17 protein-coding genes, 1 tRNA gene and 1 riboswitch are annotated in these 25,720 nt (G+C 74.4%); of the genes, 14 read left to right on the top strand and 4 right to left on the bottom strand.

Features of this window, described 5'->3' with window-relative positions:
* Window positions 1-57 precede the first annotated feature (57 nt).
* From ACZ55U_RS11300 to ACZ55U_RS11275, 6 genes are all read left to right on the top strand, one after another.
* Window positions 58-128: transfer RNA gene (locus tag ACZ55U_RS11300), tRNA-Gln, on the top strand.
* A gap of 144 nt (window positions 129-272) precedes the next feature.
* Window positions 273-1,727: a bifunctional UDP-N-acetylglucosamine diphosphorylase/glucosamine-1-phosphate N-acetyltransferase GlmU gene (glmU, locus tag ACZ55U_RS11295; protein WP_465524872.1), complete on the top strand. Its 1,455-nt coding sequence runs from the start codon at window positions 273-275 to the stop codon at window positions 1,725-1,727.
* 203 nt (window positions 1,728-1,930) lie between these two features.
* Entirely contained in the window at window positions 1,931-2,908 is a 978-nt protein-coding gene (locus ACZ55U_RS11290; RefSeq protein ID WP_465524870.1) for a ribose-phosphate diphosphokinase, read from the top strand.
* Window positions 2,909-3,187: 279 nt separating this feature from the next.
* Window positions 3,188-3,775, top strand: a complete 588-nt coding sequence (locus ACZ55U_RS11285; RefSeq protein WP_465524868.1) for a 50S ribosomal protein L25/general stress protein Ctc — start codon at window positions 3,188-3,190, stop codon at window positions 3,773-3,775.
* Between the two features lie 106 nt (window positions 3,776-3,881).
* Window positions 3,882-4,460, top strand: coding sequence for an aminoacyl-tRNA hydrolase (gene pth, locus ACZ55U_RS11280; RefSeq protein ID WP_465524866.1), 579 nt, complete (start codon window positions 3,882-3,884; stop codon window positions 4,458-4,460).
* Between the two features lie 145 nt (window positions 4,461-4,605).
* The gene (locus ACZ55U_RS11275; RefSeq protein WP_465524864.1) at window positions 4,606-4,929 is read left to right on the top strand and encodes a hypothetical protein; all 324 of its coding nucleotides are present in this window, start codon (window positions 4,606-4,608) and stop codon (window positions 4,927-4,929) included.
* A 66-nt stretch (window positions 4,930-4,995) separates the two neighbouring features.
* On the opposite strand, the gene ppc is transcribed toward ACZ55U_RS11275, so the two are convergent.
* Window positions 4,996-7,794, bottom strand: a complete 2,799-nt coding sequence (ppc, locus tag ACZ55U_RS11270) for a phosphoenolpyruvate carboxylase (RefSeq protein ID WP_465524862.1) — start codon at window positions 7,792-7,794, stop codon at window positions 4,996-4,998.
* A 259-nt stretch (window positions 7,795-8,053) separates the two neighbouring features.
* Here ppc and ACZ55U_RS11265 point away from each other — a divergent pair, with 259 nt between their 5' ends.
* On the top strand, window positions 8,054-9,322 hold the full coding sequence (locus ACZ55U_RS11265; protein WP_465524860.1) for a sensor histidine kinase: 1,269 nt from the start codon (window positions 8,054-8,056) through the stop codon (window positions 9,320-9,322).
* A gap of 69 nt (window positions 9,323-9,391) precedes the next feature.
* Here ACZ55U_RS11265 and ACZ55U_RS11260 read toward each other — a convergent pair whose 3' ends face one another.
* Together ACZ55U_RS11260 and ACZ55U_RS11255 are read right to left on the bottom strand one after the other, a co-directional pair.
* Window positions 9,392-9,919, bottom strand: a complete 528-nt coding sequence (locus ACZ55U_RS11260; RefSeq protein ID WP_465524913.1) for an SUKH-3 domain-containing protein — start codon at window positions 9,917-9,919, stop codon at window positions 9,392-9,394.
* A gap of 60 nt (window positions 9,920-9,979) precedes the next feature.
* Window positions 9,980-10,441 carry a YwqJ-related putative deaminase gene (locus tag ACZ55U_RS11255; protein WP_465524858.1) on the bottom strand — a complete coding sequence of 154 codons (462 nt, stop codon included), beginning with the start codon at window positions 10,439-10,441 and terminating at the stop codon, window positions 9,980-9,982.
* A gap of 427 nt (window positions 10,442-10,868) precedes the next feature.
* On the opposite strand from ACZ55U_RS11255, the gene ACZ55U_RS11250 reads away from it, so the two are divergent.
* The 5 genes from ACZ55U_RS11250 (at window position 10,869) to ACZ55U_RS11230 (ending at window position 22,185) form a co-directional block, all read left to right on the top strand.
* Window positions 10,869-11,870 carry an SMI1/KNR4 family protein gene (locus ACZ55U_RS11250; protein ID WP_465524856.1) on the top strand — a complete coding sequence of 334 codons (1,002 nt, stop codon included), beginning with the start codon at window positions 10,869-10,871 and terminating at the stop codon, window positions 11,868-11,870.
* 103 nt (window positions 11,871-11,973) lie between these two features.
* A complete protein-coding gene (locus ACZ55U_RS11245) occupies window positions 11,974-14,625 on the top strand; it encodes an SUKH-4 family immunity protein (RefSeq protein ID WP_465524854.1) in 2,652 nt (883 codons plus the stop codon).
* 267 nt (window positions 14,626-14,892) lie between these two features.
* A complete protein-coding gene (locus ACZ55U_RS11240; protein ID WP_465524852.1) occupies window positions 14,893-16,308 on the top strand; it encodes a hypothetical protein in 1,416 nt (471 codons plus the stop codon).
* A 717-nt stretch (window positions 16,309-17,025) separates the two neighbouring features.
* Entirely contained in the window at window positions 17,026-20,655 is a 3,630-nt protein-coding gene (gene mfd / locus ACZ55U_RS11235; RefSeq protein ID WP_465524850.1) for a transcription-repair coupling factor, read from the top strand.
* A 492-nt stretch (window positions 20,656-21,147) separates the two neighbouring features.
* Window positions 21,148-22,185: a nucleoside triphosphate pyrophosphohydrolase gene (locus ACZ55U_RS11230; protein ID WP_465524848.1), complete on the top strand. Its 1,038-nt coding sequence runs from the start codon at window positions 21,148-21,150 to the stop codon at window positions 22,183-22,185.
* An 11-nt stretch (window positions 22,186-22,196) separates the two neighbouring features.
* Here the strand turns inward: ACZ55U_RS11230 and ACZ55U_RS11225 are convergent, their stop codons facing one another.
* A complete protein-coding gene (locus tag ACZ55U_RS11225; RefSeq protein WP_465524846.1) occupies window positions 22,197-22,619 on the bottom strand; it encodes an SDR family NAD(P)-dependent oxidoreductase in 423 nt (140 codons plus the stop codon).
* Between the two features lie 310 nt (window positions 22,620-22,929).
* Between ACZ55U_RS11225 and ACZ55U_RS11220 the strand changes: the two genes are divergently transcribed.
* Together ACZ55U_RS11220 and ACZ55U_RS11215 are read left to right on the top strand one after the other, a co-directional pair.
* Window positions 22,930-24,348, top strand: coding sequence for a cytochrome P450 family protein (locus ACZ55U_RS11220; protein WP_465524844.1), 1,419 nt, complete (start codon window positions 22,930-22,932; stop codon window positions 24,346-24,348).
* A 166-nt stretch (window positions 24,349-24,514) separates the two neighbouring features.
* Window positions 24,515-24,681, top strand: a riboswitch (cyclic di-AMP (ydaO/yuaA leader).
* Window positions 24,682-24,686: 5 nt separating this feature from the next.
* Window positions 24,687-25,586 carry a LysM peptidoglycan-binding domain-containing protein gene (locus tag ACZ55U_RS11215; RefSeq protein WP_465524842.1) on the top strand — a complete coding sequence of 300 codons (900 nt, stop codon included), beginning with the start codon at window positions 24,687-24,689 and terminating at the stop codon, window positions 25,584-25,586.
* Window positions 25,587-25,720 lie beyond the last annotated feature (134 nt).

Genomic DNA, 25,720 nt, shown 5'->3' with positions numbered 1-25,720 from the left:
ATCATGGCAAGTCGATACCCACGGCGGGGCCGTCTCCGGTAGGGTCTGACACGACTGTCCGCCGTGGTGTAATGGCAGCACAGGGCCCTTTGGAGGCCTTTGTCTGGGTTCGAATCCTAGCGGCGGAGCCTTTGCACGCCTCTGGTTCGGGCGTCTTCCCCCCGCGCCGGTATTGTCGGTGCTGCTCGGCGGACTGTGCGCATGGCGACCGGCCTGGGTCCGGGCCGGGCCTGCTCTGCCCTCTCCGTGAACCTACCGAGGAGCCTTCCCGCATGGGTGCCAATTCGCTTGCCGCCGTTGTCGTGCTCGCCGCCGGTGGCGGGACCCGGATGAAGTCGAACAAGCTGCCCAAGGTGCTGCACGAGGTGTGCGGGCGCTCCCTGGTGGGTCACGCGGTGTCGGCGGCCCGGGAACTGACGCCCGACCAGCTGGTCGTGGTGGTCGGCCACCAGCGTGAGCAGGTCGTGGCGCACCTGGCGGAGCACTACCCGGCCGCGCGCACCGCGGTGCAGGCGGAGCAGAACGGCACCGGGCACGCCGTGCGCGTGGCGCTGGAGTCGCTGGCCGCCGACGGCGTGGCGCTGGACGGCACCGTCATCGTCACCTACGGGGACTCGCCGCTGCTGACCGTGGAGACCCTGCGTCAGCTGGCGCAGTCGCACGAGGCCCAGCAGAACGGCGGCACCGTGCTGACCGCCGTCGTCCCCGACCCGTACGGCTACGGGCGCATCCTGCGCGACGAGGACGGCACGGTCCTGTCGATCGTGGAGGAGCGCGACGCCACCGCCACCCAGCGCGCGATCGCCGAGATCAACTCGGGCGTCTACGCCTTCGACGCGAAGCTGCTGGTCGAGGCGCTGTCCCGGATCACCACGGACAACTCGCAGGGCGAGGAGTACCTGACCGACACCCTGGAGATCCTGCGCACGGCGGGCCACCGGGTCGGCGCCGTGGTGGCCGAGGACCACCGGGACATCCTGGGCATCAACGACCGGGTCCAGCTGGCGCAGGCCCGCCGGCTGCTGAACGACCGCCTGCTGGAGCGGGCGATGCGCGCGGGCGTCACCGTGGTGGACCCGGCGACCACCTGGTTCGACGTGCAGGTGACGTACGAGCCGGACGCCGTCGTGCTCCCCAACACCCAGCTCCAGGGCGCCACGCACCTCGGCGAGGGCTGCGAGGTGGGCCCGAACTCGACCCTCAAGGACACCCTGGTCGGTGCCGGCGCCCGGGTGAGCAACACCACGGCCGACCGCGCCGAGGTGGGCGAGCTGGCCACCGCCGGTCCGTACGCCTACCTGCGGCCGGGGGCCAAGCTGGGCCGCAAGGCGAAGGTCGGCACCTACGTCGAGGTGAAGAACTCCGAGCTGGGCGAGGGCGCCAAGGTGCCGCACCTGTCCTACATCGGCGACGCCACGATCGGGGAGGGCACCAACATCGGCGCCGCCTCGGTCACCGTGAACTACGACGGCGTGAACAAGCACCGCACCGTCATCGGCGCGCACTGCCGCACGGGCTCGGACAACATGTTCATCGCCCCGGTCACCGTCGGTGACGGCGCTTACACCGGCGCCGGCTCGGTGATCACCACCGACGTCCCGGCCGGGGCGCTCGGCGTGAACCGGGCCACGCAGCGCAACATCGAGGGCTGGGTCGAGCGCAAGCGCCCCGGGACGGCATCCGCGCAGGCCGCGAAGGTCGCGCTGGACGGGGCCGAGCAGGCCTGAGCCACCGCCTCGGGGCCCGGGGGCCGGGTCCCGAGGCGGACGGTTTCTGCGCGGGCGCGTAACCTTGGGGACATACGTGCGCCACTGGGCTTACCGCCCGTGTCCAGGCGTACCGACATTTCCCCTACCCGTGCCGCGAGCGGGCCCTGCCTGCCCGCCACCGGGTCGAGGGTTCAGCGTCCGCAACGCGAGGAGACGGTGCAGTGAGCGGGATCACGACGTCGGGTGAGAAGAAGCTGAAGCTCTTCTCCGGCCGTGCCCACCCGGAGCTGGCGAGGGAGGTGGCCGAGGCGCTCGGGACCGAACTGGTCCCCACCAAGGCCCTGGACTTCGCCAACGGCGAGATCTACGTCCGCTTCCTGGACTCCGCGCGCGGCGCGGACTGCTTCGTGATGCAGAGCCACACGGCTCCCATCAACCAGTGGATCATGGAGCAGCTGATCATGATCGACGCTCTGAAGCGGGCCTCCGCCAAGAGCATCACCGCGATCCTGCCGTTCTACGGCTACGCCCGCCAGGACAAGAAGCACCTCGGCCGCGAGCCCATCTCGGCCCGCCTGATCGCCGACCTGCTGCGCCAGGCCGGTGCCGACCGCCTGATGGCCGTGGACCTGCACACCGCGCAGATCCAGGGCTTCTTCGACGGCCCGGTGGACCACCTGTTCGCGCTGCCGCTGCTGGCCGACTACATCGGCGGCAAGGTGGACCGCACCAAGCTGACCGTCGTCTCGCCGGACGCCGGCCGCGTGAAGGTCGCCGACCAGTGGTGCGACCGGCTGGACGCCCCGCTGGCGATCATCCACAAGCGCCGCGACATCACCCAGGCCAACACCATCCTGTCCGCCGACGTCGTCGGTGACGTCAAGGGCCGGGTCTGCGTGCTGGTCGACGACATGATCGACACCGCCGGCACCATCTGCGCCGCGGCCGACGCGCTGTTCGACAACGGCGCCGCGGACGTCGTGGTCGCGGCCACCCACGGCGTGCTCTCCGGCCCGGCCGCGGACCGGCTGAAGAACTCCCGGGTGAGCGAGTTCGTGTTCACCAACACGCTGCCCACCCCGGCCTCGCTCCAGCTGGACAAGATCACCACCCTGTCCATCGCCCCGTCGATCGCCGCCGCGATCCGCGAGGTGTTCGAGGAGGGCTCGGTGACCAGCCTCTTCGAGGGCGTGCACTGACGAAGGCCCGTGCGAGCGGCCCCGGTCCCCACGGACCGGGGCCGCCGCCGATTTCACGGGAGGCCGCCGGTGCGGTTAGACTCGTGAAACTGCTCGGCGAGGGATGCCGTGCGCCCGCTCGCCGGGTGCCCGCTCCGTGATCGACGCGCTGCCGGCGCCGGATTCCCGTCCGCCGGCAGGCCGTTGCCGCCGAGTGACCCCCGAACGTACTGAGGGTGTGGTCCCGGCGGTTTTTCGCGTTGCCTGCACCCCCGCGCCATTTCCACGAGGAGTGCAGTCGTGTCCGAGATCCGTCTTGCCGCTGAGACCCGTACCGAGTTCGGCAAGGGTGCCGCCCGTCGCGCCCGCCGCGCCGGCTTCGTCCCCGGTGTCGTCTACGGCCACGGCCACGCCCCGGTTCACCTGAACCTGCCCGGCCACGACCTGATGATGGCCCTGAAGACCCCGAACGCCCTGCTGGTCGTGCCGATCGAGGGCAAGGACGAGTACGTGCTGCCGAAGGCCGTCCAGCGCGAGGCCATCAAGCGCAACATCGAGCACGTCGACCTGCTGCTGGTCAAGCGCGGCGAGAAGGTCACCGTCGAGGTCCCGGTCCACACCGAGGGCGAGCTGGCCCCCGGCGGCAACCTGCTGGAGCACGTCCTCCAGGCCCTGCCGATCGAGGCCGAGGCCACCCACCTGCCCGAGGCCGTCACCGTCTCGATCGAGGGCCTGGAGGCCGGTGCCTCCGTCCACGCCAAGGACATCGTCCTGCCGTCCGGCGTCACCCTGGCCGTCGAGGCCGACGCCGTCGTCCTCCAGGTCATCGCCGCCCAGGCCGCCCCGGCCGAGGAGGAGGCCGCCGAGGCCGAGGGCACCGAGGCCTGAGCCTCGCGCCAGCCGTGACCGCTGCCCCGGTCGCTCCCGTCGGAGCGCCCGGGGCAGCGGTGTGTCCGGGATGATGACGACGAGCGCGAAGGAGAGGGCGAGGGACATGGCGGACGAGTACGAGGGCCCGTGGCTGGTGGTGGGGCTGGGCAACCCCGGGGAGCAGTACGCCCGGAACCGGCACAACATCGGCTTCATGGTGGTGGACCTCCTGGCGCAGCGGATGGGCGCCAGGTTCAAGGCGCACAAGAGCCGGGCGCAGGTGGCGGAGGGACGGCTGGCGGGCAGGCGGGTGGTGCTGGCCAAGCCGATGTCCTTCATGAACCTCTCCGGCGGGCCGGTGACGGCGCTGCGCGACTTCTACAAGGCGCCGACCTCGGCGCTGATCGCGGTCCACGACGAGCTGGACATCGACTACGCGACGCTGCGGCTGAAGCTGGGCGGCGGGGACAACGGCCACAACGGGCTGAAGTCGATCACCAAGTCGCTGGGCCCGGACTACTACCGGGTGCGCTGCGGGATCGGCCGCCCGCCGGGCCGGATGGAGGTCGCGGACTTCGTGCTGAAGGACTTCTCCTCGACCGAGCGCAAGGAGCTGGAGTGGTTCGTGGACCGCTCGGCGGACGCGGTGGAGGCGCTGCTGTCCGAGGGGCTGGAGCGGGCGCAGGGCTCGTACAACTCCTGAGGGCGCTGACTGCGCGTCAAGGCGGCGCGCCGGGTACGCAACAGTCGTACAACGCTTGCCCGTCCAAACCTGAATCGGTGTGAGAACCCTGTGCGGGATCGGATAGCGTCGGCCTGGTACGCGAACGAGTCCTGGGGAGTTCTCGATGCGGGGATTGCGTCCGGTCCGCCGGGTGCGGCGGGGCCGGGTGGTCAAGCTGAAGCAGCTCGGGCGGCGGGTCGGTACGGCCGGTGCGCTGGGGGCGGCCGGGGTGCTGCTGTCGGGCGGCGCGGTGGCGCACGCGGAGCCGGTGGCGGAGCCCGATCCGGTCGTCTCCCCGGAGCCCGCGGCCGCGCAGTTCGGGCCGGTGCTCGGCGACTCGATGGGCCCCGACGCGGGGCTGCTGGCGGTCGGCGGCGGCCTGGTGGTCGCGGCCGGCGGCGCGGCGCTCTGGCTGAAGCGCCGGCGCGCGGGCGAGGGCGCGGAGTAGGAACCTCACGGCGAGGGCCGGTGTCCCGGACGGGACACCGGCCCTCGGCCGTTCGCGGACCGGCCGTCAGCCGGTGTTGCGCAGGCCGGCGGCGATGCCGTTGACGGTCAGCAGCAGCGCGCGGGCGCGCAGCGGGTCGTCGTGGCGACCGGCCGCGAGCTCCTCGCGCTGGCGGCGCAGCAGCGCGACCTGGAGGTAGGAGATCGGGTCCAGGTAGGCGTCGCGGACCGCGAAGGTCTGCTTCAGCACCGGGTTGTGCTCCAGCAGTTCGCTCTCGCCGGTGAGCCGGAGCACCTCGCGTAGGGTGAGGGCGTGCTCGGCCTTGATCTGGTCGAAGACGTGGTGCAGCTCGCCGGGCACCAGCTGCTCGACGTAGTGGGCGGCGATCCGCAGGTCGGTCTTGGCCAGCGTCATGGCGACGTTGGACAGGAAGTTGCGGAAGAAGTGCCACTCGCCGTACATCTCGTCCAGCACGTCGCCCAGGCCCGCCGCGCGGGCGGCGGCCAGGCCGGAGCCGACGCCGTACCAGCCGGGGACGATCTGGCGGGACTGGGTCCAGCCGAACACCCACGGGATGGCCCGCAGGCCGTCCAGGCCGGCGCCGGAGTCGGGGCGGCGGGACGGGCGGGAGCCCAGGTGCAGCGAGGCGAGCTGGTCGACCGGGGTGGAGGCGAAGAAGTACTTCGGCAGGTCCTCCTGCTCGACCAGGGCGCGGTAGGAGGTGTGGGCGGCCTCGGACACCTGGTCCATGGCGGCGTCCCAGCGGGCCAGCGACTCGGGGGCCTGGCGCGGGGCGGTGTGCAGCGCGGAGGCGGAGAGCGTGGCGGAGAGGGTCAGCTCCAGGTTCTCCCGGGCGAGGGAGGGCAGCAGGTACTTGTCGGAGATGACCTCGCCCTGCTCGGTGACCTTGATCTCGCCCTCCAGGGTGCCCCAGGGCTGGGCCAGGATGGCCTCGTGCGAGGGACCGCCGCCGCGGCCGACGGTGCCGCCGCGGCCGTGGAACAGGCGCAGCCGGATGCCGTAGCGGTGGGCGACGTCGCGCAGCCTGCGCTGGGCGCGGTGGATCTCCCACTGGGAGGTGGTGATGCCGCCGAACTTGGAGGAGTCGGAGTAGCCGAGCATGACCTCCTGGACGTCGCCGCGCAGCGAGACGAGCAGGCGGTAGGACGGGTCGGAGAGCATCTCGTCGAGGATGCGGTCGGCCTGCTGGAGTTCCTCGGTGGTCTCCAGCAGCGGCACGATGCCGATCTTGGCGAGGCCCGCGTGCAGGTCGATCAGGCCGGCCTCGCGGGCCAGCACGGTGGCGGCGAAGACGTCGTCGGCGCCCTGGCACATCGAGATGATGTAGCTCTCGACGATCTCGTCGCCGAAGCGCTCGAAGCCCTCGCGGATGGTGTTGAAGACGCCGAGGGTCTTGGTGCCGGCCTCGTCCAGCGGGGCCGGGGTGGGGGCGAGCGGGCGGCGCGAGCGGAGCTCCTTGGCGAGCAGCTTCTGCCGGTACTCGCGGGGCATGTCGGCGTAGCGCCAGGCCTCCTCGCCGAGCCGGTCGAAGAGCTGGCCGAGGGCGTGGTGGTGGGCCTCGGCGTGCTCGCGCACGTCCATGGTGGCGAGCTGGAGGCCGAAGGCCTCGACGGTGCGGATGGCGCGGGCGAGGCGGCCGTCGGCGATCAGCTCGCCGCGGTGGGCGCGCAGCGAGTCCTGGATCAGCCTCAGGTCGGCGATCAGCTCGCGGGTGCCGAGGTAGTCGCGCCCCTCGACGTGCGGGGTGCCGCCGGCCAGCCGCTCGCGGGTGTTCTCCAGCTTGAGCCGGATGCAGGTGGCCTTGAGGCGGTAGGGCTCCTCGGCGTTCATCCGCTTGTAGCGCGGGCTGAGCTCGGGGAGCAGGTGCAGGTCGGTGTTGAGCGAGGCGAGCAGTTCGACCGAGGCGCCGGCCAGCCGCTCGGAGGTGGAGAGGGTGTTGCGCAGGTCGTCGATCGCGGCGAGCGCGTCCTTGATGCCGTACTCGTGCTGGAGGTTGAGGACGTCCCAGGTGACCTGCGGGGTGACGTTGGGGTTGCCGTCGCGGTCGCCGCCGATCCAGGTGCCGAAGGTCAGCGGCCGGACGCCCTCGGGCAGGCTGAGGCCGACCCGGGCGAGCTCCTCGTGCAGCTCCTCCAGGACCTCGGGGACGGCCTCGCGGTAGAGCTCGTCCAGGTAGTAGACGGCGTTGCGGGCCTCGTCGGTGGGCTCCGGGCGGGCGATGCGCAGCTCGTCGGTCTGCCAGAGCAGGTCGATGACCTCGGCCAGGCGGCGGTCGGCGGAGCGCTTGGCGCTGCTGGTGCGGGCCTGGTCGGCGGCGGCCAGGCCGGAGGTGACCTCGTCGCGGTGGATGCGGTCGAGGAGCTCGCCGATCCGGCGCAGCTTGTTGAGGACGCTGCGGCGGGCGGCCTCGGTGGGGTGCGCGGTGAAGACCGGGCGGACCGCGAGGTGGGCCAGGGTGTCCTGGAGGTGCTTGGCGTCGGCCTCGGCGAGCTGGTCGGCGGTCTGCGCGAGCAGCGAGCCCTCCCGGGCGCGGCGGGTGGCGAACTCGCGGCCGCGGTGCACCTGCTCGGTGACGTTGGCGAGGTGGAAGTAGGTGGAGAACGCCCGGACCAGCTTGGCGGCGGTGTCCAGGTCGATGTCGGAGAGGAGTTCGGCGGTGGCCTCGCCGTCGGTGCGGCTGAGCAGGCGGACCTGTTCGACCAGGCCCAGCAGCTGGGGCCCTTCCTGGCGGACCAGCGTCTCGCCGAGCAGGTCGCCGAGGCGGCGGATGTCCGCACGCAGGGCGGCATTGTCGGCGACGACGGGCGTGGGGTTGTCCGCCGGGGTGGGGACCGGAGCGGTCACGGCTGGCTCCCTGTGGTGGTGGGGTTCGGCAACGGCTCATCGTCACGTTTCCGCACCGGTGTGGTGGGTGTGACGAGTGCGGACCGCGCTGTCCGACGCGACCAGCATAGGTGTCGGGGCCGGTGCTGTCCGCGAGGTGGCCGGATGGCGGACAGGGCTGCCGAAAACCACCCGTGGTCTGGACCACTTGGCGGGTTCGAGGGGTGTACCGGGCGATCCCGGTGGGGAGGGGAGGGGGTTGCCGCTTACCCTGTGGGGCATGAGCAAGTCGCCTGGGGAGCGCGTGCCGGTCCGGTCGTTCTGGTGGTGGAAGCGGCCGCGCAGCGCCTTCCTGGACATCGGGCTGGCGCTGCTCGCCGCGCTCGAGTGCGCGGTCAGCACGATCGCCTTCCTCTCCTCCCGGATCCACCTGAGCACCGCGGGCGCGGTCGCGGTAGCGGTGCTCGGCACGGTGGCCGGCGGCTCGCTGGTGGTGCGCCGGCGCTGGCCGGCCGTCCCGGTGCTGGTGACGCTGCTGGTGATGCCCGGGATGCTGGGCGTGCTGCTGCTGGTGGTCGCGCTGTACACGCTGGCGTCGACCTGGGAGTGGCCCTCGCGGCGCCGGCGGGTGGTGGCGCTGTCCACCCTGGCCTTCGCCGAGGCCGCCGCCGTGATGGCGATGACGCTGATGACGGCCGGTGACCCGCCGGTGGACCCGCCGCCGCTGTGGGGGCAGGTCCTGCTGTCGCTGATGGTGGCGGTCGGGCTGACGGTCGCTCCGGTGGTGACCGGACTGTACGTGGGCGCGCGGCGGCGGCTGATCGAGTCGCTCCAGGACCGCGCGCACGGCCTGGAGACCGAACTGGACCTGCTGGCCGAGCAGGCCCAGGAGCGCGCCCGCCGGGCCCGGCTGGAGGAGCGCACCCGGATAGCCCGGGAGATGCACGACGTGGTGGCGCACCGGGTGTCGCTGATGGTGGTGCACTCCGGGGCGCTGGAGCGGATCGTCGTCAAGGACCCCGAGAAGGCCGCGCAGAGCGCCAAGCTGATGGGCGAGGTGGGCCGGCAGGCGCTGAACGAGCTGCGCGAGATCCTCGGGGTGCTGCGGACGGACGACCCGCGCCAGCCGGAGCCGGACTCGCTGGCCGGGCTGCCGCGGCTGGTGGACCAGTCCCGGGCGGCCGGGATGGCGGTGACGCTGACGGTCAGCGGCAGCCGGCAGGAGTTCACCGGCGAGGCCGAGCAGACCGCCTACCGGGTCGTCCAGGAGGGCCTGACCAACGCCCACAAGCACGCCGGCGGCGCACCGGTGTCCGTGCTGCTGTCGTACGCGCCGAACGGGGTGCGGGTGGCCGTGGTGAACGCCTGCCCGGGCGGGGAGCGGGGCGCGGCGCAGCTGCCCAGCGGGGGCAACGGGCTGGTCGGGATGCGGGAGCGGGTGATCGCGCTGGGCGGCACCTTCTCCTCGGGGCCGGAGGCGGACGGCGGGTTCCGGATCGAGGCGGTGCTGCCGTCGCGGCTGGCGGTGCGGGCGGAGCGGCTGCGCTGAACCCGGGCGGGGCCGTGGCGCCGGACGGGGCCGGGCCGCTGCCGGGCGTCGCCCGGCGCTGACCGCCGCTCAGTACTCGTCCGGGGTGCGCAGCCGTTCCGGGGCGGTGCCCAGGACCAGGGTGGAGATCGCCTGGTCGATGCCGTGGCCGAGGAACCACTCGCCGGCGTGGTCCAGGCTGTAGACCCGGCCCTCCTCGTCGACGGCCAGCAGCGCCTGCCCGTAGGCCTCCTCGCCGAGCGGGGCCAGCTGCGTCCCCAGGGCCCGGCCGAGGTCGAGCAGGGTGCGCGGCTGGTGCAGGCCGCACAGCGGGTCGATCAGGAACGGGGTGCGGGCCAGCAGGCGGCCGGGGCCGGACAGGTCGAAGGCGAGGCCGCCGAACTCGGCCCAGGCCTCCACCGCCGCCGGGAACACCGCGTGCCGTACGCCGGTGGGCGCGCCGTACCCGACCAGGGTGTCGGCCCACTCCTCGGCCTGCCGGATCTGCCAGCGGCCGGGGTGCCAGCCGGCCGCCTTGAGCTCGGCGGCGACGTCGGCGGCGAAGCGCGGGCGGGTCCGGGCCCCGGCGGGGGAGAGGGTGTCCGGCGCGGGAGGGATCGGCGGGTTCAGGGCGGGCTCCTGGGCTGGGGGACGGGGACGTGACGGCGGCTCGGCCGGTCAGTTCGCGGGCGGCCCGACGGCGACGCTCCGCACGGTGAAGTGCTCCAGCATCGGAGCGCAGGAGCGGCACGGCGGGGCGTGGGTGCCGTGCGCCGGGTCGCCCTCCTCGCGGATGCGAACGGTCGTCATCCGGGAGCCCTTGAGCGCCTTGCGGGCCTCGTGCAGGGTCATCGGCTTGCGGGCGGCGCGCTTGGAGCGGTTGCCGTCGACCGTGGTCAGGTACTGGGAGAGCAGGACGGCCTCCGGGCAGCGGCCGGTGAACCGCTCGCGGGCCTCCTTCGGCAGGGCGTCCAGGAAGTCGGCGACCAGGTGGTGCAGGACCGGGCGGCGGGGGTCCTTGTCGCCCGCCAGGGTGTGCACCTCGCCGCCCTTGAGCGACAGCGCGGCGGCGACGGCGGGCAGCAGGCTGTCGCGGTGGTGGCGCAGCACGGGCGGGCCCGCCGGCTCACCGGTGGTCATCCGTCCTCCTCCTGGTAACCCGGCGTGGGCCGGGGGTGACCGGTCCGGTCCGGGGCAAGCCTGTCAAACGACACCGACAACCGCACATCCGGGGTGCGGCGGTGGCCGGTGCCGCGAGGGACCGGCCCGGCGGACACCCGACCCTGACCGAATGTGCACGACCTCGTCATGACTCGTCCGTCGATCCGCCGAAACGGCCTGCGGGGCCGGGGCGGGCGGTGGCGTGCGGGCAACTCGGCCCGGGGCGGGCGCCGTTGGCGGCGGTCGACCGGTCCTCGGGGCGTACCGGCTCCTCCCGGACGGGGGTCCGGGGTACCGGTCGAGCCCGAGGTCGCCGGCGTCCGCCTGACGGACGGGGGGTTGAAGGCAGGCCCTAGGCTGGTGCCCAGCAAGCACCGTATTTGCAGCAGCCAGTGGGGGCTCCCAGATGACGACAGGTCGGCCCGGCGTCGCCGCCGCACCGAACGCGGCGTACGCAGGTCAGGTGGTGCAGTTCCCTGACCCGGTCCGTGCGGAGCGGCACCCCGGCGGGGTCAGGGTGGACGAGTACGGCTACCCGGACTTCGGCCCGTACGCCGCCGCCGCGGCCGAGGTGGCCGACCCGCCGGAGGGCTTCGGCGTGGACGAACTGCGGCTGACCGACTACGTCTCGGCGAACGCCGCGCTCTACACCCAGGGCCACCCGCTCTGGGCCGACCTGACGACCGCCGTCGCCACCCCGGCCGGCTGGACCTGGCACCACGCGGTCGGCCGGGCCGCCCCCGGCTGGCGGCGGATGGAGCTCGTCCCGGTCGAGGTCAAGGCGCTGCTGCGGCACCACGGCGGCCTGGCCACCTCCGGCGCCGACCACACCCGCCGCGGCACCCGCCCGTTGCAGGAGCGCCGTCCGGTGCACTTCTCGCTGGCCAAGGACGGCGGCGCCCCGACCGGTGTCCCCGAGGACCTGGTGCAGCGCGCCGAGCAGCGCCTCGGCTACCGGCTGCCCGACGCCTACCGCACCTTCCTCAAGCTGGGCGGCGGCCGCGCCCCGGTCGGGGTGGGGCTGGACACCGAGCTCGGACTGCTGCTCGACCAGCCGTTCCTGACGCTCACCGAGGAGTACGGCACCACAGACCTCGTGTACGCGAACAAGTGCCTGCGCGACCACCTCACCAAGGACTACCTGGGCATCGCCTACGCGCAGGGCGGCCTGGTCGCGCTCAAGGTGCGCGGTGAGCGGACGGGTTCGGTCTGGTTCCACCTGTACGACGACGCGCGCGACACCGGCGCCCCGGAGGCCCCGGAGAGCCGCTGCGCGCGGCTGCTGCTGCCCTGCGGCGAGGACTTCGACGCCTTCCTGCTGCGGCTGGCGGGCAGTCCGCCGGAGCTGGAGTCGGTCGCGGAGCTGATGGTGGACGGCGGGTTCGCCCGGGCCGTCCCGGTGGGCTGAGGCACGTGGTCGCGGTGGTGTCGGTGATCGCGGTGATCACGGTGGTGCCGGCGGTGCCGGTGGAACGGGGGACGACGAGGATGCGGACAGGGGTGAACCGGGCGTGGTGACGTACGCGCAGGCGCAGGAGCTCGCCGACGAGTGGATCAACGGCGGGGTGCCGCGCTCGCAGCAGCGCGAGGTACGGGTCCGGGAGTTCGACCTGGGCTTCGTCTGCTGGGCGGTGGCGCCCGCCGACGGCCCGGACGCCGCGAGCCGCACGGTCGGCGCGGGCAGCTCGGGGAAGGCGCGGCTGGTGATCGCCCGGGACTCGGGCGCCAGCACGCTGTGGCCCGCGCTGCCCGTCAACGAGGTGGTCCGGCAGTACGAGGAGGTCTACGGGCGGCCGGTGGCGGCCAACCCGGCCGGGGCGGCGAAGCCCGCGCCCGGGCCGGTGGAGGCGACGTCCTTCCTGCTCAGCCCGCCGCAGTGGCTCCAGGAGGCCGGGGCCGCGGCGATCGCGGCCGAGGCGGAGCGGCTCGGGACGGCTCCGGCCGCGCCGCCCGCCGAGGCGGCCCCCGCCGACGCGCCCGCCGTCGCCGCTGCCGGCGCGCCCGCCGAGGTGCCGCCCGGCGCGGTGCCGCCCGCGCGGGCCGCGCTGACCGAGCCGCCGGTCTCCGACCGGCCCGCCGGGGACGCGCCGGTCGCGCCCGCGCCGGTCGCGCCCGCGCCGGTCGCGCCCGCGCCGGTCGCGCCCGCGCCGGCCGGGGACGAGGCCGGGGCCGGGGCCGTCCTGATGTCCGAGGGGCTGCGGACCACCGGCTCCGACCTGCCCGAGGCCGCCGCCCCGGCCGGTGCCGAGGCCGCGACGATGCTGATGCCGCCGACGGGCGGGGGCCCCGGTGCGCCGCCGGTCCCGCCGTCCGCCGCCCAGCCGCCGGTCGCCCCGCCGCTCCCGTCGGCTCCGGCCCCGGCCGCGCCCCCCGCCCCGGTTGCGGAGCCGGCGCCCACGCTGCTGGCGCCGCCGGACGCCGTGCCGGGGCTGATGGGCCTGCCGGGTGCTCCGGCCGCCCCGCCCGCCGGCGGTCCGCAGGTGGAGCACGCGCCGACGATGCTGGCTCCGCCCGGCGGTCAGCCCGGCCTGGCCGGTCTGCCGGGCGCACCGGCCCCCGGCGCCCCTGCCCCCGGTACCCCTGCCCCCGGCGCCCTTGCCCCTGGTGCCCCGGCTCCCGGTGCCTCCGTCTCCGGCGCCCCCGGGGGCGCCGCGCCGCAGCCCGGCCTCGGCCGGAACGCGGGCTCGGCCCCGCCGCCGCCCCCGCCGGCCGCGCTGCGCGGCGGCCCGGCCGGTTCCCCCGGTGCGGGCTCCGCCCCCGCCGGCCTCGGCCGCAGCGCGGGCTCGGCCCCGCCGCCGCCCCCGCCCGCCGCGCTGAAGCCCGCCCCGGGCTCCGGCGCGCCCGCCGCCCACCCCGGCGGTCGCGGCGCCGACTCCGCCCCGCCGCCCCCGCCCCCGGCGGGCCTGCCGGCCGGCGGGGCACCGGTACCGCCGGGCGGGCCGGCCGCCTCCGGCACGGCGTACGAGGCGACCCAGCTGGCGAACGCGATCGACCCGGCGCTGCTGAGCGGCCCGGCGGACCCGGGCACCCCGCCGTCCGGCGGCCCCGCCGTCCCGCCGCCGCCCGGCGGTCCGGCGGCCCCCGCCGCGCCCGCGGCCGGCTACGGCTACCCGAACGCGGCCGGCGCCGCCGGGGTCGTCCCGCCGGCGCCCGTGCCCGGCTCGCCGCAGCCCGCCCCGGTGCCCCCGGGCGTGCCCGCGGTCGGCCCGGGGTACTTCGCCGCGCTCAGCTACCGGGGACCGGACGGCTCGGAGCAGAAGCTGCTGCACCGCAGCGAGCCCGGCACCCCGCACCCGGAGTGGAAGATCCTCCAGGACCTGCGGCGGCTCAACGTGCCGCCGGAGCAGGTGCTGGAGCTCTACACCGAACTGGAGTCGTGCGACCTGCCGGGCGGCTACTGCAACCGCATGATCGCCGCGTCCTGGCCGAACGTCCGGCTCACCCACACCGCCTCGTACGGCCGCGACCACGTCTCCCGGCAGGCCGGGATGGCCGAGCTGCTCGACCACCTGGACGAGCTGCACCAGCTGGCCTCCGGCGCCCAGCGGGTCCGCCCGTTCCGGGTGCCGCTGCCCGCGCCCGGGACGGTCCAGCCGCTGCCGCCGCTCCCGCCGCAGCAGCTCGCCCAGGAGATCGGCACGGCCTTCGGGCAGAACGTGTTCCGCTACGAGCAGCGCGCCGTCTCCCGCCAGGGCGTGCCCGAGCCGGTGTCCCAGACCCTGATGTGGGCCGGGCTGCCGCGCGACTTCGGGCCGTTCTTCTGGGCGCAGGCGCAGGAGGGCCGCCCGATCCCGACGCTCGCCGAGCTGGCCGCCGAGCGGGGCCTCGCCGGGGGCCCGGACTTCGGCGGCTACCTGGTGCTGGGCAACGACTACGGCCGCCAGCTGTGCGTCCAGTACGGCACCGCGAACGTGGTGGCCGTGGACGTCGACGGAACCGGGCAGCCGCCCCGGTTCGTCAACAGCGGTGTACCGGAGTTCGTCCGCTCGCTGGCCCTGCTCGGCCGGATGTGGCGGCTGCGGTACGGGCTGACGCCGGAGCAGGCCGGTCGCTGGACGACCGACTTCCAGGCCCAGCTCGCCGCGATCGACCCGGCGGCCCTGCAGAACGCGGACACCTGGTGGGCCGTGCTGCTGGAGCAGTTCTGGGACGGCCTGCTGTAGCGGGGCCGTCTCCGATCCTCGCAGGTGGGGAGGGGTCGTTCCGGTGTCCGGAACGGCCCCTCCGGCATGCCGCCGCAGCTGTGCCTCATTGGGGTTTCGCCCGGATCTGCGCAAAATAGGTCAAGAGGATGGGTCTATGCGTCCGGTCCTCGACATATTCCGGTCCGTACGGCGACGGATTCCGGCCCCGGACTCCGAACCGGTTCCGGATCCGTCCGTTCCGTCCGATCATGGGCTCCGCAGCCCGCGAAACGAGGGGAAGAGCCCATGAGCGACGCCGTCCCCCAGTACGGCTTCACCCAGGCCCGCAAGGGCTACGCGCCCGAGCAGGTCGACCGAGCCCTGGCCGCCCTCACCGCGCAGCGCGACGAGGCGTGGGAACGGCTGAGCGTCCTGGGCGCCGGCATCCGGCAGATGGAGGCCCGGCTGGCCGACATCCTCCGGGCCGCCGAGGAGGCCCCGGAGCCCGACTACCAGGTGCTCAGCGAACAGGCCGCCGGACTGGCCGCGATGGCCGAGAACGAGGCGCGCGCCGTCCGGGAGAAGGCCCAGCGCTTCGCCGAGGACCTGCGCGACGAGGTCTACGAGGCCGGGCAGGCGGCCGACCGCGCCGCCAAGGAGTACGCCGCCACCATCCGTGCCGAGGCCGACGCGGCCGCCCGCCGCACGAGCGAGCGCACCCGGGCCGAGGCCGAGGGCATCCGGGCGGAGACCGACCGGGAGTGCCGCTCGGTGCGGGACGCCGCCACCTCCTACGCCGCCAAGGTGCGGGTGGCCGCCGCCGAGGCCAGCGAGCAGGCCGAGGCCGAGCTGGCCGCCCGGCGCCGCAAGGCCGACGAGACCTTCGCCGCCGCCCAGGCCAAGGCCGACGCCGAGGACGCCGAGGTCTCGGCGACCGCCGCGCGCCGGGTCAAGGAGGCCGAGCAGCAGCGGGAGACCGTGCTGAACCAGATCAAGCAGCTGGAGGCGGACGCCCAGGCCAAGGCCGACCAGCTGATCGAGCAGGCCCGCCGGGAGGCGGAGAAGATCAACGCGGAGAGCGAGCGCGAGCAGCGCGAGTTCGACGCCCGGCTGGAGACGGTGCAGCAGCACCTGGACCACATCAAGGCCACGCTGGCCTCGCTCACCGGGGCGGCGGTCGGCCAGATCGAGCCCGAGGCCGTCGCGGCGGCCCAGGGCCCGAAGGCGGCCGGGGGGTCCACGGCTTCCCGGGCCGCCAAGGCCGCCTCGGCCTCCGGTCCGGCGGACGCGGTGGAGGACGCCGTCGCCGTCGCGGCGCGGGTGGACTCGGAGGCGGACACCGGGGAGATCCCGGTGGCGGACCTGCGGAAGGCCGAGGGCCGCGGCGGGGCGTCCGGGACGGCGGCTCCCGGCGGGGCCAAGGCCCCCGCGCGGGAGAACTCGACGACGGTGCTGCGGACGCCGGTGGTCGGCGGCAGCGCCGCCAAGGCCATCGGCGGGCCCGTGGCGACTGGCCCGGTGCCGCCGAAGCCGGCCTCGCCGCCCGCCGGGGAGACGGTCGCCGGGAAGTCCGACGCGAAGCCCGACACGAAGGCCGGCGGGGGGACCGGGGACGCCGGCGCGCCGCCGGAGGAGGAGACCCGGATCGTCCCGAAGATCATCATCGTGGACGACGGCAGTGACTACGCGACCCCCCACACGGTGAGCTACCGCCGCCGCTGACCGGCCGCGCGACCCCGCGTCGCCGAGGCCCCGACCACCCGGCCCCGTGGCCGGCGGGTCGGGGCCTTCGCCGTGCCGGGAGCGGGAGCGGGAGCGGGCTGCGCGAGCGCTCCGGAAACTCCCCGGGACGGCCCGGTGGCCGGCGGGGTGGGCCCGGGAACGAAAGAGGCCGAGACCCGTGGCGCCCTCCAGGAAAGGGCGCCACGGTTCCCGGCGCTTGGGCGGGCGCCCCCACCCAGGGTCGCCCGGCCTCGCACCTCCGACCCCCATCGGGGGTGCGACAGTGCCGCCACAGCCATCCCCCACGGTTGGGTGCGGCGGGCACGTTCACCATGGTGCGCGATCTCCATGGACGGCCAGTGACAGGAGTATGTCCAGTTCGTGGCGGATAGCCGTGCCCGGATCGGTACGCGTGCCGGTTGGTTCGTCCACCGGCCGGTCCGGTGTTCCGTCCAGTGGTTCGTTCCCGGACGTGCTCCTGACACATCCGGCGGCGCGGCCGCTCCGGCTCCGTCCCGCTCGGGGCCCGCTCCGCCCCCGGCCCGGCCCGCGTACGCCCCGGTCCGGCACCGCCGAAGTCGTGGACCGCGTGCGGGTCCGCGCCTCGGCGTACGCTGGAGACCCCCGGCCGCTCAGCGTGCCGGGCCGTTCGCGTTGCCCCGGCGGGCCTTCGCCGCCCGGGGGCAGCACCAGCCACGGGACGAAGAAGAGACCCCAATGAGCCTGACCGGACTGCTCGATGTCGTCGCGCGGGACGCGGCGCTCGCCGAGGCGATCGAGGCGGCCACCGCCACCGGAGCCGAGGCCGGCGGACGCCGCCACCTGGACCTGGTCGGCCCGCCCGCCGCGAGGCCGTTCGCCATCGCCGCGCTGGCCCGCGCGCTGGCCGGCCGGGCCGCCGGGGACCGGGGCCGCCCGGTGCTCGCCGTCACCGCGACCGGCCGGGAGGCCGAGGACCTCGCGGCCTCGCTGCGCTCGCTGCTGCCGCCCGACGCCGTCGCCGAGTTCCCGGCCTGGGAGACCCTGCCGCACGAGCGGCTGTCGCCCCGCTCGGACACCGTCGGGCGCCGGCTGGCCGTACTGCGCCGGATCGTGCACCCGCGGGCCGACGACTTGGCGGCCGGGCCGGTCCAGGTGATCGTCGCCCCGGTCCGCTCGGTGCTCCAGCCGCAGGTCAAGGGGCTGGCCGAGCTGGAGCCGGTGGCCGTGCGGCGCGGTGAGTCGTACGACCTGGAGGAGGTGGCCCGCCGGCTCTCCGCCGCCGCCTACGCGCGGGTCGAACTGGTCGAGAAGCGCGGCGAGTTCGCCGTCCGCGGCGGCATCCTGGACGTCTTCCCGCCGACCGAGGAGCACCCGCTGCGGGTGGAGTTCTGGGGCGACGAGGTCGAGGAGGTCCGCTACTTCAAGGTCGCCGACCAGCGCTCGCTGGAGATCGCCGAGCACGGCCTGTGGGCGCCGCCCTGCCGCGAGCTGCTGCTCACCGACGAGGTGCGGGCCCGGGCCGCCGAGCTGGCCGCGGAGCACCCCGGGCTGGCCGAGATCCTGGACAAGATCGCCGAGGGCATCGCGGTCGAGGGCATGGAGTCGCTGGCTCCGGTGCTGGTCGACGACATGGAGCTGCTGCTGGACGTGCTGCCGCTCGGCTCGGTCGCGGTGGTCTGCGACCCCGAGCGGGTCCGCACCCGGGCCGCCGACCTGGTGGCGACCAGCCAGGAGTTCCTGCACGCCTCCTGGGTCGCCGCCGCGGCGGGCGGGGACCGGCCGATCGACCTGGAGGCGATCGACGTCTCCGCCGCCTCGCTGCGCTCGCTCGCCGAGGTGCGCGAGCACGCCGCCGAGATCGGGCTGCCCTGGTGGTCCGTCAGCCCGTTCGCGACCAGCGAGTCGACGGTCGACGGCATCCTGGAGTTCGACGCCAACACGCTCACCCTCGGCATGCACGCCGTCGAGGCCTACCGGGGCGACACCGCCCGGGCGATCGCCGACGCCAAGGAGCGGCTGGCCGCCGACTGGCGGGTCGTCATGGTGACCGAGGGCCACGGCCCGGCCTCCCGGCTCGCCGAGGTGCTCGGCAACGAGGGCATCCCGGCCCGGCTGGTCGCCGACCTCGCCGAGGCGCCCACCAGGGACGTCGTCTACGTCTCCTGCGGCTCGATCGAGCACGGTTTCGTCGACGAGAACCTCAAGCTCACCGTCATCACCGAGACCGACCTGTCCGGCCAGCGGTCCTCCACCAAGGACATGCGCCGGATGCCCTCGCGCCGCCGCAACGCGATCGACCCGCTGGCGCTCGTCGCCGGGGACTACGTCGTCCACGAGGCGCACGGCGTCGGCCGGTACGTCGAGATGGTGCAGCGCACCGTCCAGGGCGCCACCCGCGAGTACCTGGTGCTGGAGTACGCCCCGGCCAAGCGCGGCCACCCCGGCGACCGGCTGTTCGTGCCGACCGACCAGCTCGACCAGGTCACCAAGTACGTCGGCGGCGAGGCCCCGACGCTGCACCGGCTCGGCGGCGCGGACTGGGCGAAGACCAAGCAGCGGGCCAAGAAGGCGGTCAAGGAGATCGCCGCCGACCTGATCAAGCTGTACTCGGCGCGGATGGCCGCCCCCGGCCACACCTTCGGCCCGGACACCCCGTGGCAGCGGGAGCTGGAGGACGCCTTCCCGTACGCGGAGACGCCGGACCAGCTGACCACCATCGCCGAGGTCAAGGCGGACATGGAGAAGTCCGTCCCGATGGACCGGCTGATCTGCGGCGACGTCGGCTACGGCAAGACCGAGATCGCCGTGCGGGCCGCGTTCAAGGCGGTGCAGGACGGCAAGCAGGTGGCGGTGCTGGTGCCGACCACGCTGCTGGTGCAGCAGCACTTCTCGACCTTCGCCGAGCGGTACGCCAACTTCCCGGTCACGGTGAAGGCGCTGTCCCGCTTCCAGACCGACACCGAGGCCAAGGCCGTCCTGGAGGGGCTGTTCGAGGGCTCGGTGGACGTCGTCATCGGCACCCACCGGCTGTTCTCCTCCGAGACCAGGTTCAAGGACCTCGGCCTGGTCATCGTCGACGAGGAGCAGCGCTTCGGCGTCGAGCACAAGGAGCAGCTGAAGAAGCTGCGGGCCAACGTGGACGTGCTCACCATGTCCGCGACCCCGATCCCGCGCACCCTGGAGATGGCGGTCACCGGCATCCGCGAGATGTCCACCATCACCACCCCGCCGGAGGAGCGGCACCCGGTGCTGACCTTCGTCGGCCCGTACGACGAGAAGCAGATCTCGGCCGCGATCCGGCGTGAACTCCTGCGCGAGGGCCAGGTGTTCTACATCCACAACCGGGTGGAGTCGATCGACAAGGCGGCCGCCCGGCTGAAGGACCTGGTGCCCGAGGCGCGGATCGCCACCGCGCACGGGCAGATGGGGGAGACCCAGCTGGAGAAGGTCGTCGTCGACTTCTGGGAGAAGGAGTTCGACGTCCTGGTGTCGACCACGATCGTGGAGTCCGGCATCGACATCTCCAACGCCAACACCCTGATCGTGGAGCGCGGCGACACCTTCGGCCTCTCCCAGCTGCACCAGCTGCGCGGCCGGGTCGGGCGAGGGCGCGAGCGCGGCTACGCGTACATGCTGTACCCGCCGGAGAAGCCGCTCACCGAGACCGCGCACGAGCGGCTGGCCACCATCGCCCAGCACACCGAGATGGGCGCCGGCATGTACGTCGCGATGAAGGACCTGGAGATCCGCGGCGCGGGCAACCTGCTGGGCGGGGAGCAGTCCGGGCACATCGCCGGGGTCGGCTTCGACCTCTACATGCGGATGGTCGGCGAGGCGGTGGCGGAGTTCCGCGAGTCGCTGGCGAACGGCGGGGAGCCGGAGGAGGAGCCGCTGGAGGTGAAGATCGAGCTGCCGGTCGACGCCCACGTGCCGCACGACTACGCGCCCGGCGAGCGGCTGCGGTTGCAGGCGTACCGATCGATCGCGGCGGTCAACTCGGAGGAGGACATCCAGCAGGTCCGGGACGAGCTGGTGGACCGCTACGGCAAGCTGCCCGAGCCGGTGGAGAACCTGCTGCTGGTCGCGGCGCTGCGGCTGTACGCCCGGCGGTGCGGGATCTCGGACATCACCCTCCAGGGCTCCAACGTGCGCTTCGGGCCGGTGGAGCTGCGGGAGTCCCAGCAGCTGCGGCTGAACCGGCTCTACCCGCGCAGCCAGGTGAAGGCGGCGGCCCAGCAGCTGCTGGTGCCGCGCCCGAGCACCGGGCGGATCGGCGGGAAGCCGCTGGTCGGGCGGGAACTGCTGGGCTGGTGCACCGAGTTCCTGTCGGCGATGTTCGACGACCTGGCGGGGGCGAGGAAGTAGCGCTCCGCGGGGGCGGTTCACGGCGGTCCGGGGCTCTGCCCGGGGCCGCCGTTCCGTCGTGCGGCGCGGCGAAGCCGGCGTCGGGGCCGGACCGGACCCTCCCGCGCCGCCTGCGCGCCGCCCTCCGGTGAGGGCCGGGCGTTGCCCGGCGCGGCCCGTCCCGGCCCGGCGCGGCCCGGCGCGGCCCGGCGCTGCCTTCGCCCCGGCCCCCGACGCCGCTCCTGCGCGGGGCCCGGTGCCGCCCTCGTGTGGCCCTCGCACCAGCCCGGCGCTGCCCCGCGCCGCCTGCGCGCCGGCCCCCGACGCCGCTCCTGCGCGGGCCCGGAGTCGCCCCCGGTGCGGCCCGTCCCGGCCCGGTGCCGACCTCGTGCGGCCTTCCCACCGGCCCGGGGTCGCCCCTGCGTGGTCTTCGCCCCCGCGTCGGCCCCACGCCCCCCTCGGTGCCGGTGAGGCCGGTGGGGCCGGTGGGGGCTCCGGGGTAGGTTCGGGGGTGTGACGACGAATGCTGCACCGACGGACGCTCCCGGCGCGAAGTTGATCCTGCTGACCACCACCCACCGGGTGGCTCCCGGCCTGCTGGCGTGGCCGGCGTGGGAGGCCCTGCGGTCGGCCGGGCGGGTGCTGGTGGCGGACGAGGGGCACCCGCAGGTGGCGGCGGTGCGGCAGGCCGGGGTGGTGGTGGAGGCGGTGTCGGCCGGGTCCGCGCCGGCGCTGGCGCGGCTGCTGACCGGGCAGCCGGCCGGGGGCGGCCCGACGGTGTGGCTGGGCAGCCCGGACGGCGATCCGGGGCTGTCCGACGCGCTGGCGCGGCTCGCGGTGGAACACGCCGGTGAGGTGCCGGAGATCGAGGTGCTGCCCGGCTCCTACGACCTGCCGGGCGCCCGGCTGCTGGATCTGGTGACGGTGATGGACCGGCTGCGGTCCCCGGGCGGCTGCCCCTGGGACGCCGAGCAGACGCACGAGAGCCTGGTGAAGTACCTGGTCGAGGAGGCGTACGAGCTGGTCGAGGCGATCGAGGAGGGGGACCGCGCGACGCTGCGCGAGGAGCTGGGCGACGTCCTGTTCCAGGTGTTCTTCCACTCCCGGATCGCCGAGGAGCACCCGACCGATCCGTTCACCGTCGACGACGTGGCGGGGGACATCGTCGAGAAGCTGATGTACCGCCACCCCCACGTGTTCGGGGACGTGGAGGTCGAGGGCGCCACCGAGGCGGAGGCCAACTGGGAGCAGCTGAAGGCGGCCGAGAAGGCGGGCCGCGAGTCGGTGCTGGACGGCGTGCCGGCCGGGCTGCCCTCGCTGGCGTACGCGGCGAAGCTGGTGTCCCGGGTCCGCCGGGCGGAGTTCACCGGGGTGCCGGACGAGGCGTACGAGCTGCCCGCCGAGCTGACGGCGGACTCGGCGGGCCGGCTGCTGCTCGCGGTGGTGCAGCGCGCGCACACCGCCGGGGTGGACGTGGACGCCGCACTGCGGTCGGCCGCGCGCGCCTACCGGGACGCGGTGCGCGCGGCGGAGGGCCTGGAAGCGGAGTGACGGAGGCGGGCTCAGGCCGCCGCGGCGGTGTCCTCCGGGCGCCGCTGCGGGGGGACGAGCTCGCCGATGGCCTCGCCGACGAGGACGACGAGTTCGGCGAGGCGCTCCAGGTCCAGGTGGTCGGGCAGGTCGGCCAGCGAGACGACCCGCTCGCCCGCCGGTCCGGCCACCGCGAAGACGTCGATCGGGCCGAGGTGCTTCTCGGCGGTGTCCACGAGGGCGGCGACGTCGCTGGGGCGGCGGACGTCACCGCAGACGCCGACGACGGGGCAGCCCGGCCGGTCGAGTTCGGCGGCGAGGTCCTCGGCGACGCCGACGTGCTGGTCGGCGATGAGCATCCCGGCGGCGCCGGCCGCGGCGAACCGGCGGGCGAGTCCCGCGCCCGACCCGCCGTCGAGGACCGCGATGACGACGACTGATCCGCTGACCCGCATGGTCTGCTCCTCCCTGTGGGCGACACCGCACCGGCGCCCACGCGTACTGCGGAGGATCGTAGGCAGGGACTGACCCTCCGCAACAGGGATTACCCCTCAGGTGACCAGGCTCACGCCCGCTTCCTCTCCAAGAGCCGTCCAAGAGCCGGACAAGAGCCGTCCACCGGGCGGCCACGGACTGTCCATGGCCCGTCAACCGGCCGGTCCACGGGCCGTCCACGGAGAGCCGGCGCCACGGACGGGAACGGCGGCGGGGGAGCGGCGGCCCGCCGGAGCGGGGCGCGCCCGTCGCACCGGATACGGTCGGTCCATGCCAGCTCAGCCCGACCCCGCCCGGCCCGCCACCACGCCCTCCGCCACGCCGCCCGGCGCCCCCGCTCCGCAGCTGTTCACCTGGGAGTTCGCCGCCGATCCGTACCCCGCCTACGCCTGGCTGCGCGAGCACGCCCCGGTGCACCGCACCACGCTGCCGAGCGGTGTCGAGGCCTGGCTGGTGACGCGGTACGCGGACGCCCGTCAGGCGCTCGCGGACAGCCGGCTGTCGAAGAACCCGGCGCACCACAGCGAGCAGGCGCACCGCACCGGCCGGGTGGGCATCCCGGGGGAGCGGCAGGCCGACCTGATGACCCACCTGCTGAACATCGACCCGCCGGACCACACCAGGCTGCGCCGGCTGGTGTCGAAGGCGTTCACCCCGCGCCGGGTGGCCGAGTTCGAGCCGCGGGTGCAGCAGCTCACCGACCGGCTGATCGACGGCTTCGCCCGGCGCGGTTCGGCGGACCTGATCCACGAGTTCGCCTTCCCGCTCCCCATCTACGCGATCTGCGACATGCTGGGCGTGCCGGCCGAGGACCAGGACGACTTCCGCGACTGGGCCGGGATGATGCTGCGGCACACCAAGCCGGGCCAGGGCGGCGGCCAACGCGGCGGCGTGGGGCGGGCGGTGAGGCGGATGCGGGCGTACCTGCTGGAGCTGATCCACCGCAAGCGCGCCGACCTCGGCGACGACCTGATCTCGGGTCTGATCCGGGCCAGTGACCACGGTGAGCACCTGACCGAGAACGAGGCCGCGGCGATGGCCTTCATCCTCCTGTTCGCGGGCTTCGAGACCACCGTCAACCTGATCGGCAACGGCACCTACGCGCTGCTGCGTAATCCGGAGCAGCGCCGGCTGCTCCAGGAGTCGGTGGCGCGCGGCGAGAGCGGGCTGCTGGAGACCGGGATCGAGGAACTCCTGCGCTACGACGGGCCGGTGGAGCTGGCGACCTGGCGGTTCGCGACCCGTCCGCTGAGCATCGGCGGAGTGGACATCCCGGTCGGCGACCCGGTGCTGGTGGTGCTGGCCGCGGCGGACCGCGATCCGGCCCGGTTCGCGGACGAGAACACCCTCGACCTGGCCCGGACGGACAACCCGCACCTGGGCTTCGGGCACGGCATCCACTACTGCATCGGCGCTCCGCTGGCCCGGCTGGAAGGGCGGACGGCGCTGGCCACACTGCTTTCCCGGCTGCCCGATCTGCGGCTCGCGGAAAGTCCGGAGAACCTGCGCTGGCGAGGCGGTCTGATCATGCGTGGGCTGCGCGAACTGCCGGTGGAATTCAGCCCGGAGAGCCGCTCTCCGCACGCCTCTCCGCACGCGCTTCCGCAGGGTCCTACCGTGACTCCGGCGAGCGCCGATCACGTCGGCGGCACGCCGTCGGTCAACTCCCGTACGGGGTATGAAGGCTGACCAATCCGGACATAACGCCGCAGTCGGTAGGCGAATGGGCACGCGCCGTAATGCTGGTGTGATATCGGCGATATGAGCTTGTGATTGGTCTGAAGATCTGTCTACTCTCCTGGGGTTCGCAGCTGCGGACCCCGAGCGCGGAACGCCGAATCCTGCCCGCCGTGCCACGGGAAACCGACCAGAACCCTGGGCAGGGGCGGGGGAACCAGGTTTGTTGCCGTCCCCACGGCTTGGGGTGAAGCCGCCCGAGCGGAATCGTTTCCGCACACGGCGGCCGGGCCACCTCCCGGTCCGAACCCGACAGCTCACCTCGCAGGCGTGCGGAGAGGGACCTCTTCATGCTGTTCGTTGGAACTGGCCGCCACCGTCGTCGTACCCAGGCCGAGAAGGCCATCGCCGTCGCCGGTGTGGCCGGCGTCGGACTCGCGATGCCGCTCCTCACCGCCACCGGCGCCTCCGCCGCCCCGGTCTCCACCTGGGACGCCGTCGCCCAGTGCGAGAGCGGCGGCAACTGGAGCATCAACACCGGCAACGGCTTCTACGGCGGCCTCCAGTTCACCTCCAGCACCTGGAAGGCCTACGGCGGCACCGTCTACGCCCCGCAGGCCAACCAGGCCAGCAAGGGCCAGCAGATCGCGGTCGCCGAGAAGGTCCTCGCCTCGCAGGGCCCCGGCGCCTGGCCGGTCTGCTCCAAGAAGGCCGGTCTGACCAAGGGCGGCTCCCCGGCCTCCGTCGACACCTCCTCGGGCGGCAAGACCCAGACGGCCCCCAAGCCGCAGGCCCCGAAGCCCGCCGCCAAGCCGGCCGAGAAGCCGGCTCAGCAGCAGGCCCCGAAGCCGGCTCAGAAGCCCGCCGCCAAGCCGGCCCAGCAGGCCGCCCCGCAGCAGCAGACCCAGCAGACCCCGGGCTTCTCCGGCAAGGCCGGCTGGGACGCCGACGCCAAGGTGTACTGGTACCAGAACAACGGCGCCTGGTACTGGACCAGCCACCAGAGCGTCTACCAGCAGTACGCCGGCCAGGCCGCCGCCCAGCCGCAGTACGCCCCGCAGGCCGCCGTGCAGCCGGCTCCGCGGGCCACCGGCCACGACTACACCGTCCGCGCCGGTGACACCCTGTCGACCATCGCCACCGCCCAGGGCGTGTCCGGCGGCTGGCGCGCGCTGTACGACCAGAACCACGCCACCGTCGGCGGCGACCCGAACCTGATCCTGCCCGGCCAGGTGCTGCACCTCGGCTGATCCGGCGTCGGGCCGCCGTGCCCGAGCCGAGGTCGGGCCGCCGTGCCCGACGGCGACCCGCCACGCCCGGCGGCGCGTATCGCGACCCGCGGACGAAGGGGACCGGCCTACCGGTCCCCTTCGTCCGCATTCGC

Source organism: Kitasatospora sp. NPDC034533 (assembly GCF_055575155.1).
Note: the sequence above shows the minus strand (reverse complement) of the source record. Positions and strands in the feature narration are given on the sequence as shown.

Coding starts and splice junctions, on each gene's coding strand:
- ACZ55U_RS11240 (WP_465524852.1), top strand. CDS start 14,893: ATGAGCGACGCCGTCCCCCAGTACGGCTTCACCCAGGCCCGCAAGGGC.
- pth (WP_465524866.1), top strand. CDS start 3,882: ATGGCGGACGAGTACGAGGGCCCGTGGCTGGTGGTGGGGCTGGGCAAC.
- ACZ55U_RS11250 (WP_465524856.1), top strand. CDS start 10,869: ATGACGACAGGTCGGCCCGGCGTCGCCGCCGCACCGAACGCGGCGTAC.
- ACZ55U_RS11215 (WP_465524842.1), top strand. CDS start 24,687: ATGCTGTTCGTTGGAACTGGCCGCCACCGTCGTCGTACCCAGGCCGAG.
- glmU (WP_465524872.1), top strand. CDS start 273: ATGGGTGCCAATTCGCTTGCCGCCGTTGTCGTGCTCGCCGCCGGTGGC.
- ACZ55U_RS11220 (WP_465524844.1), top strand. CDS start 22,930: ATGCCAGCTCAGCCCGACCCCGCCCGGCCCGCCACCACGCCCTCCGCC.
- ACZ55U_RS11225 (WP_465524846.1), bottom strand. CDS start 22,619: ATGCGGGTCAGCGGATCAGTCGTCGTCATCGCGGTCCTCGACGGCGGG.
- ACZ55U_RS11275 (WP_465524864.1), top strand. CDS start 4,606: ATGCGGGGATTGCGTCCGGTCCGCCGGGTGCGGCGGGGCCGGGTGGTC.
- ACZ55U_RS11265 (WP_465524860.1), top strand. CDS start 8,054: ATGAGCAAGTCGCCTGGGGAGCGCGTGCCGGTCCGGTCGTTCTGGTGG.
- mfd (WP_465524850.1), top strand. CDS start 17,026: ATGAGCCTGACCGGACTGCTCGATGTCGTCGCGCGGGACGCGGCGCTC.
- ACZ55U_RS11255 (WP_465524858.1), bottom strand. CDS start 10,441: ATGACCACCGGTGAGCCGGCGGGCCCGCCCGTGCTGCGCCACCACCGC.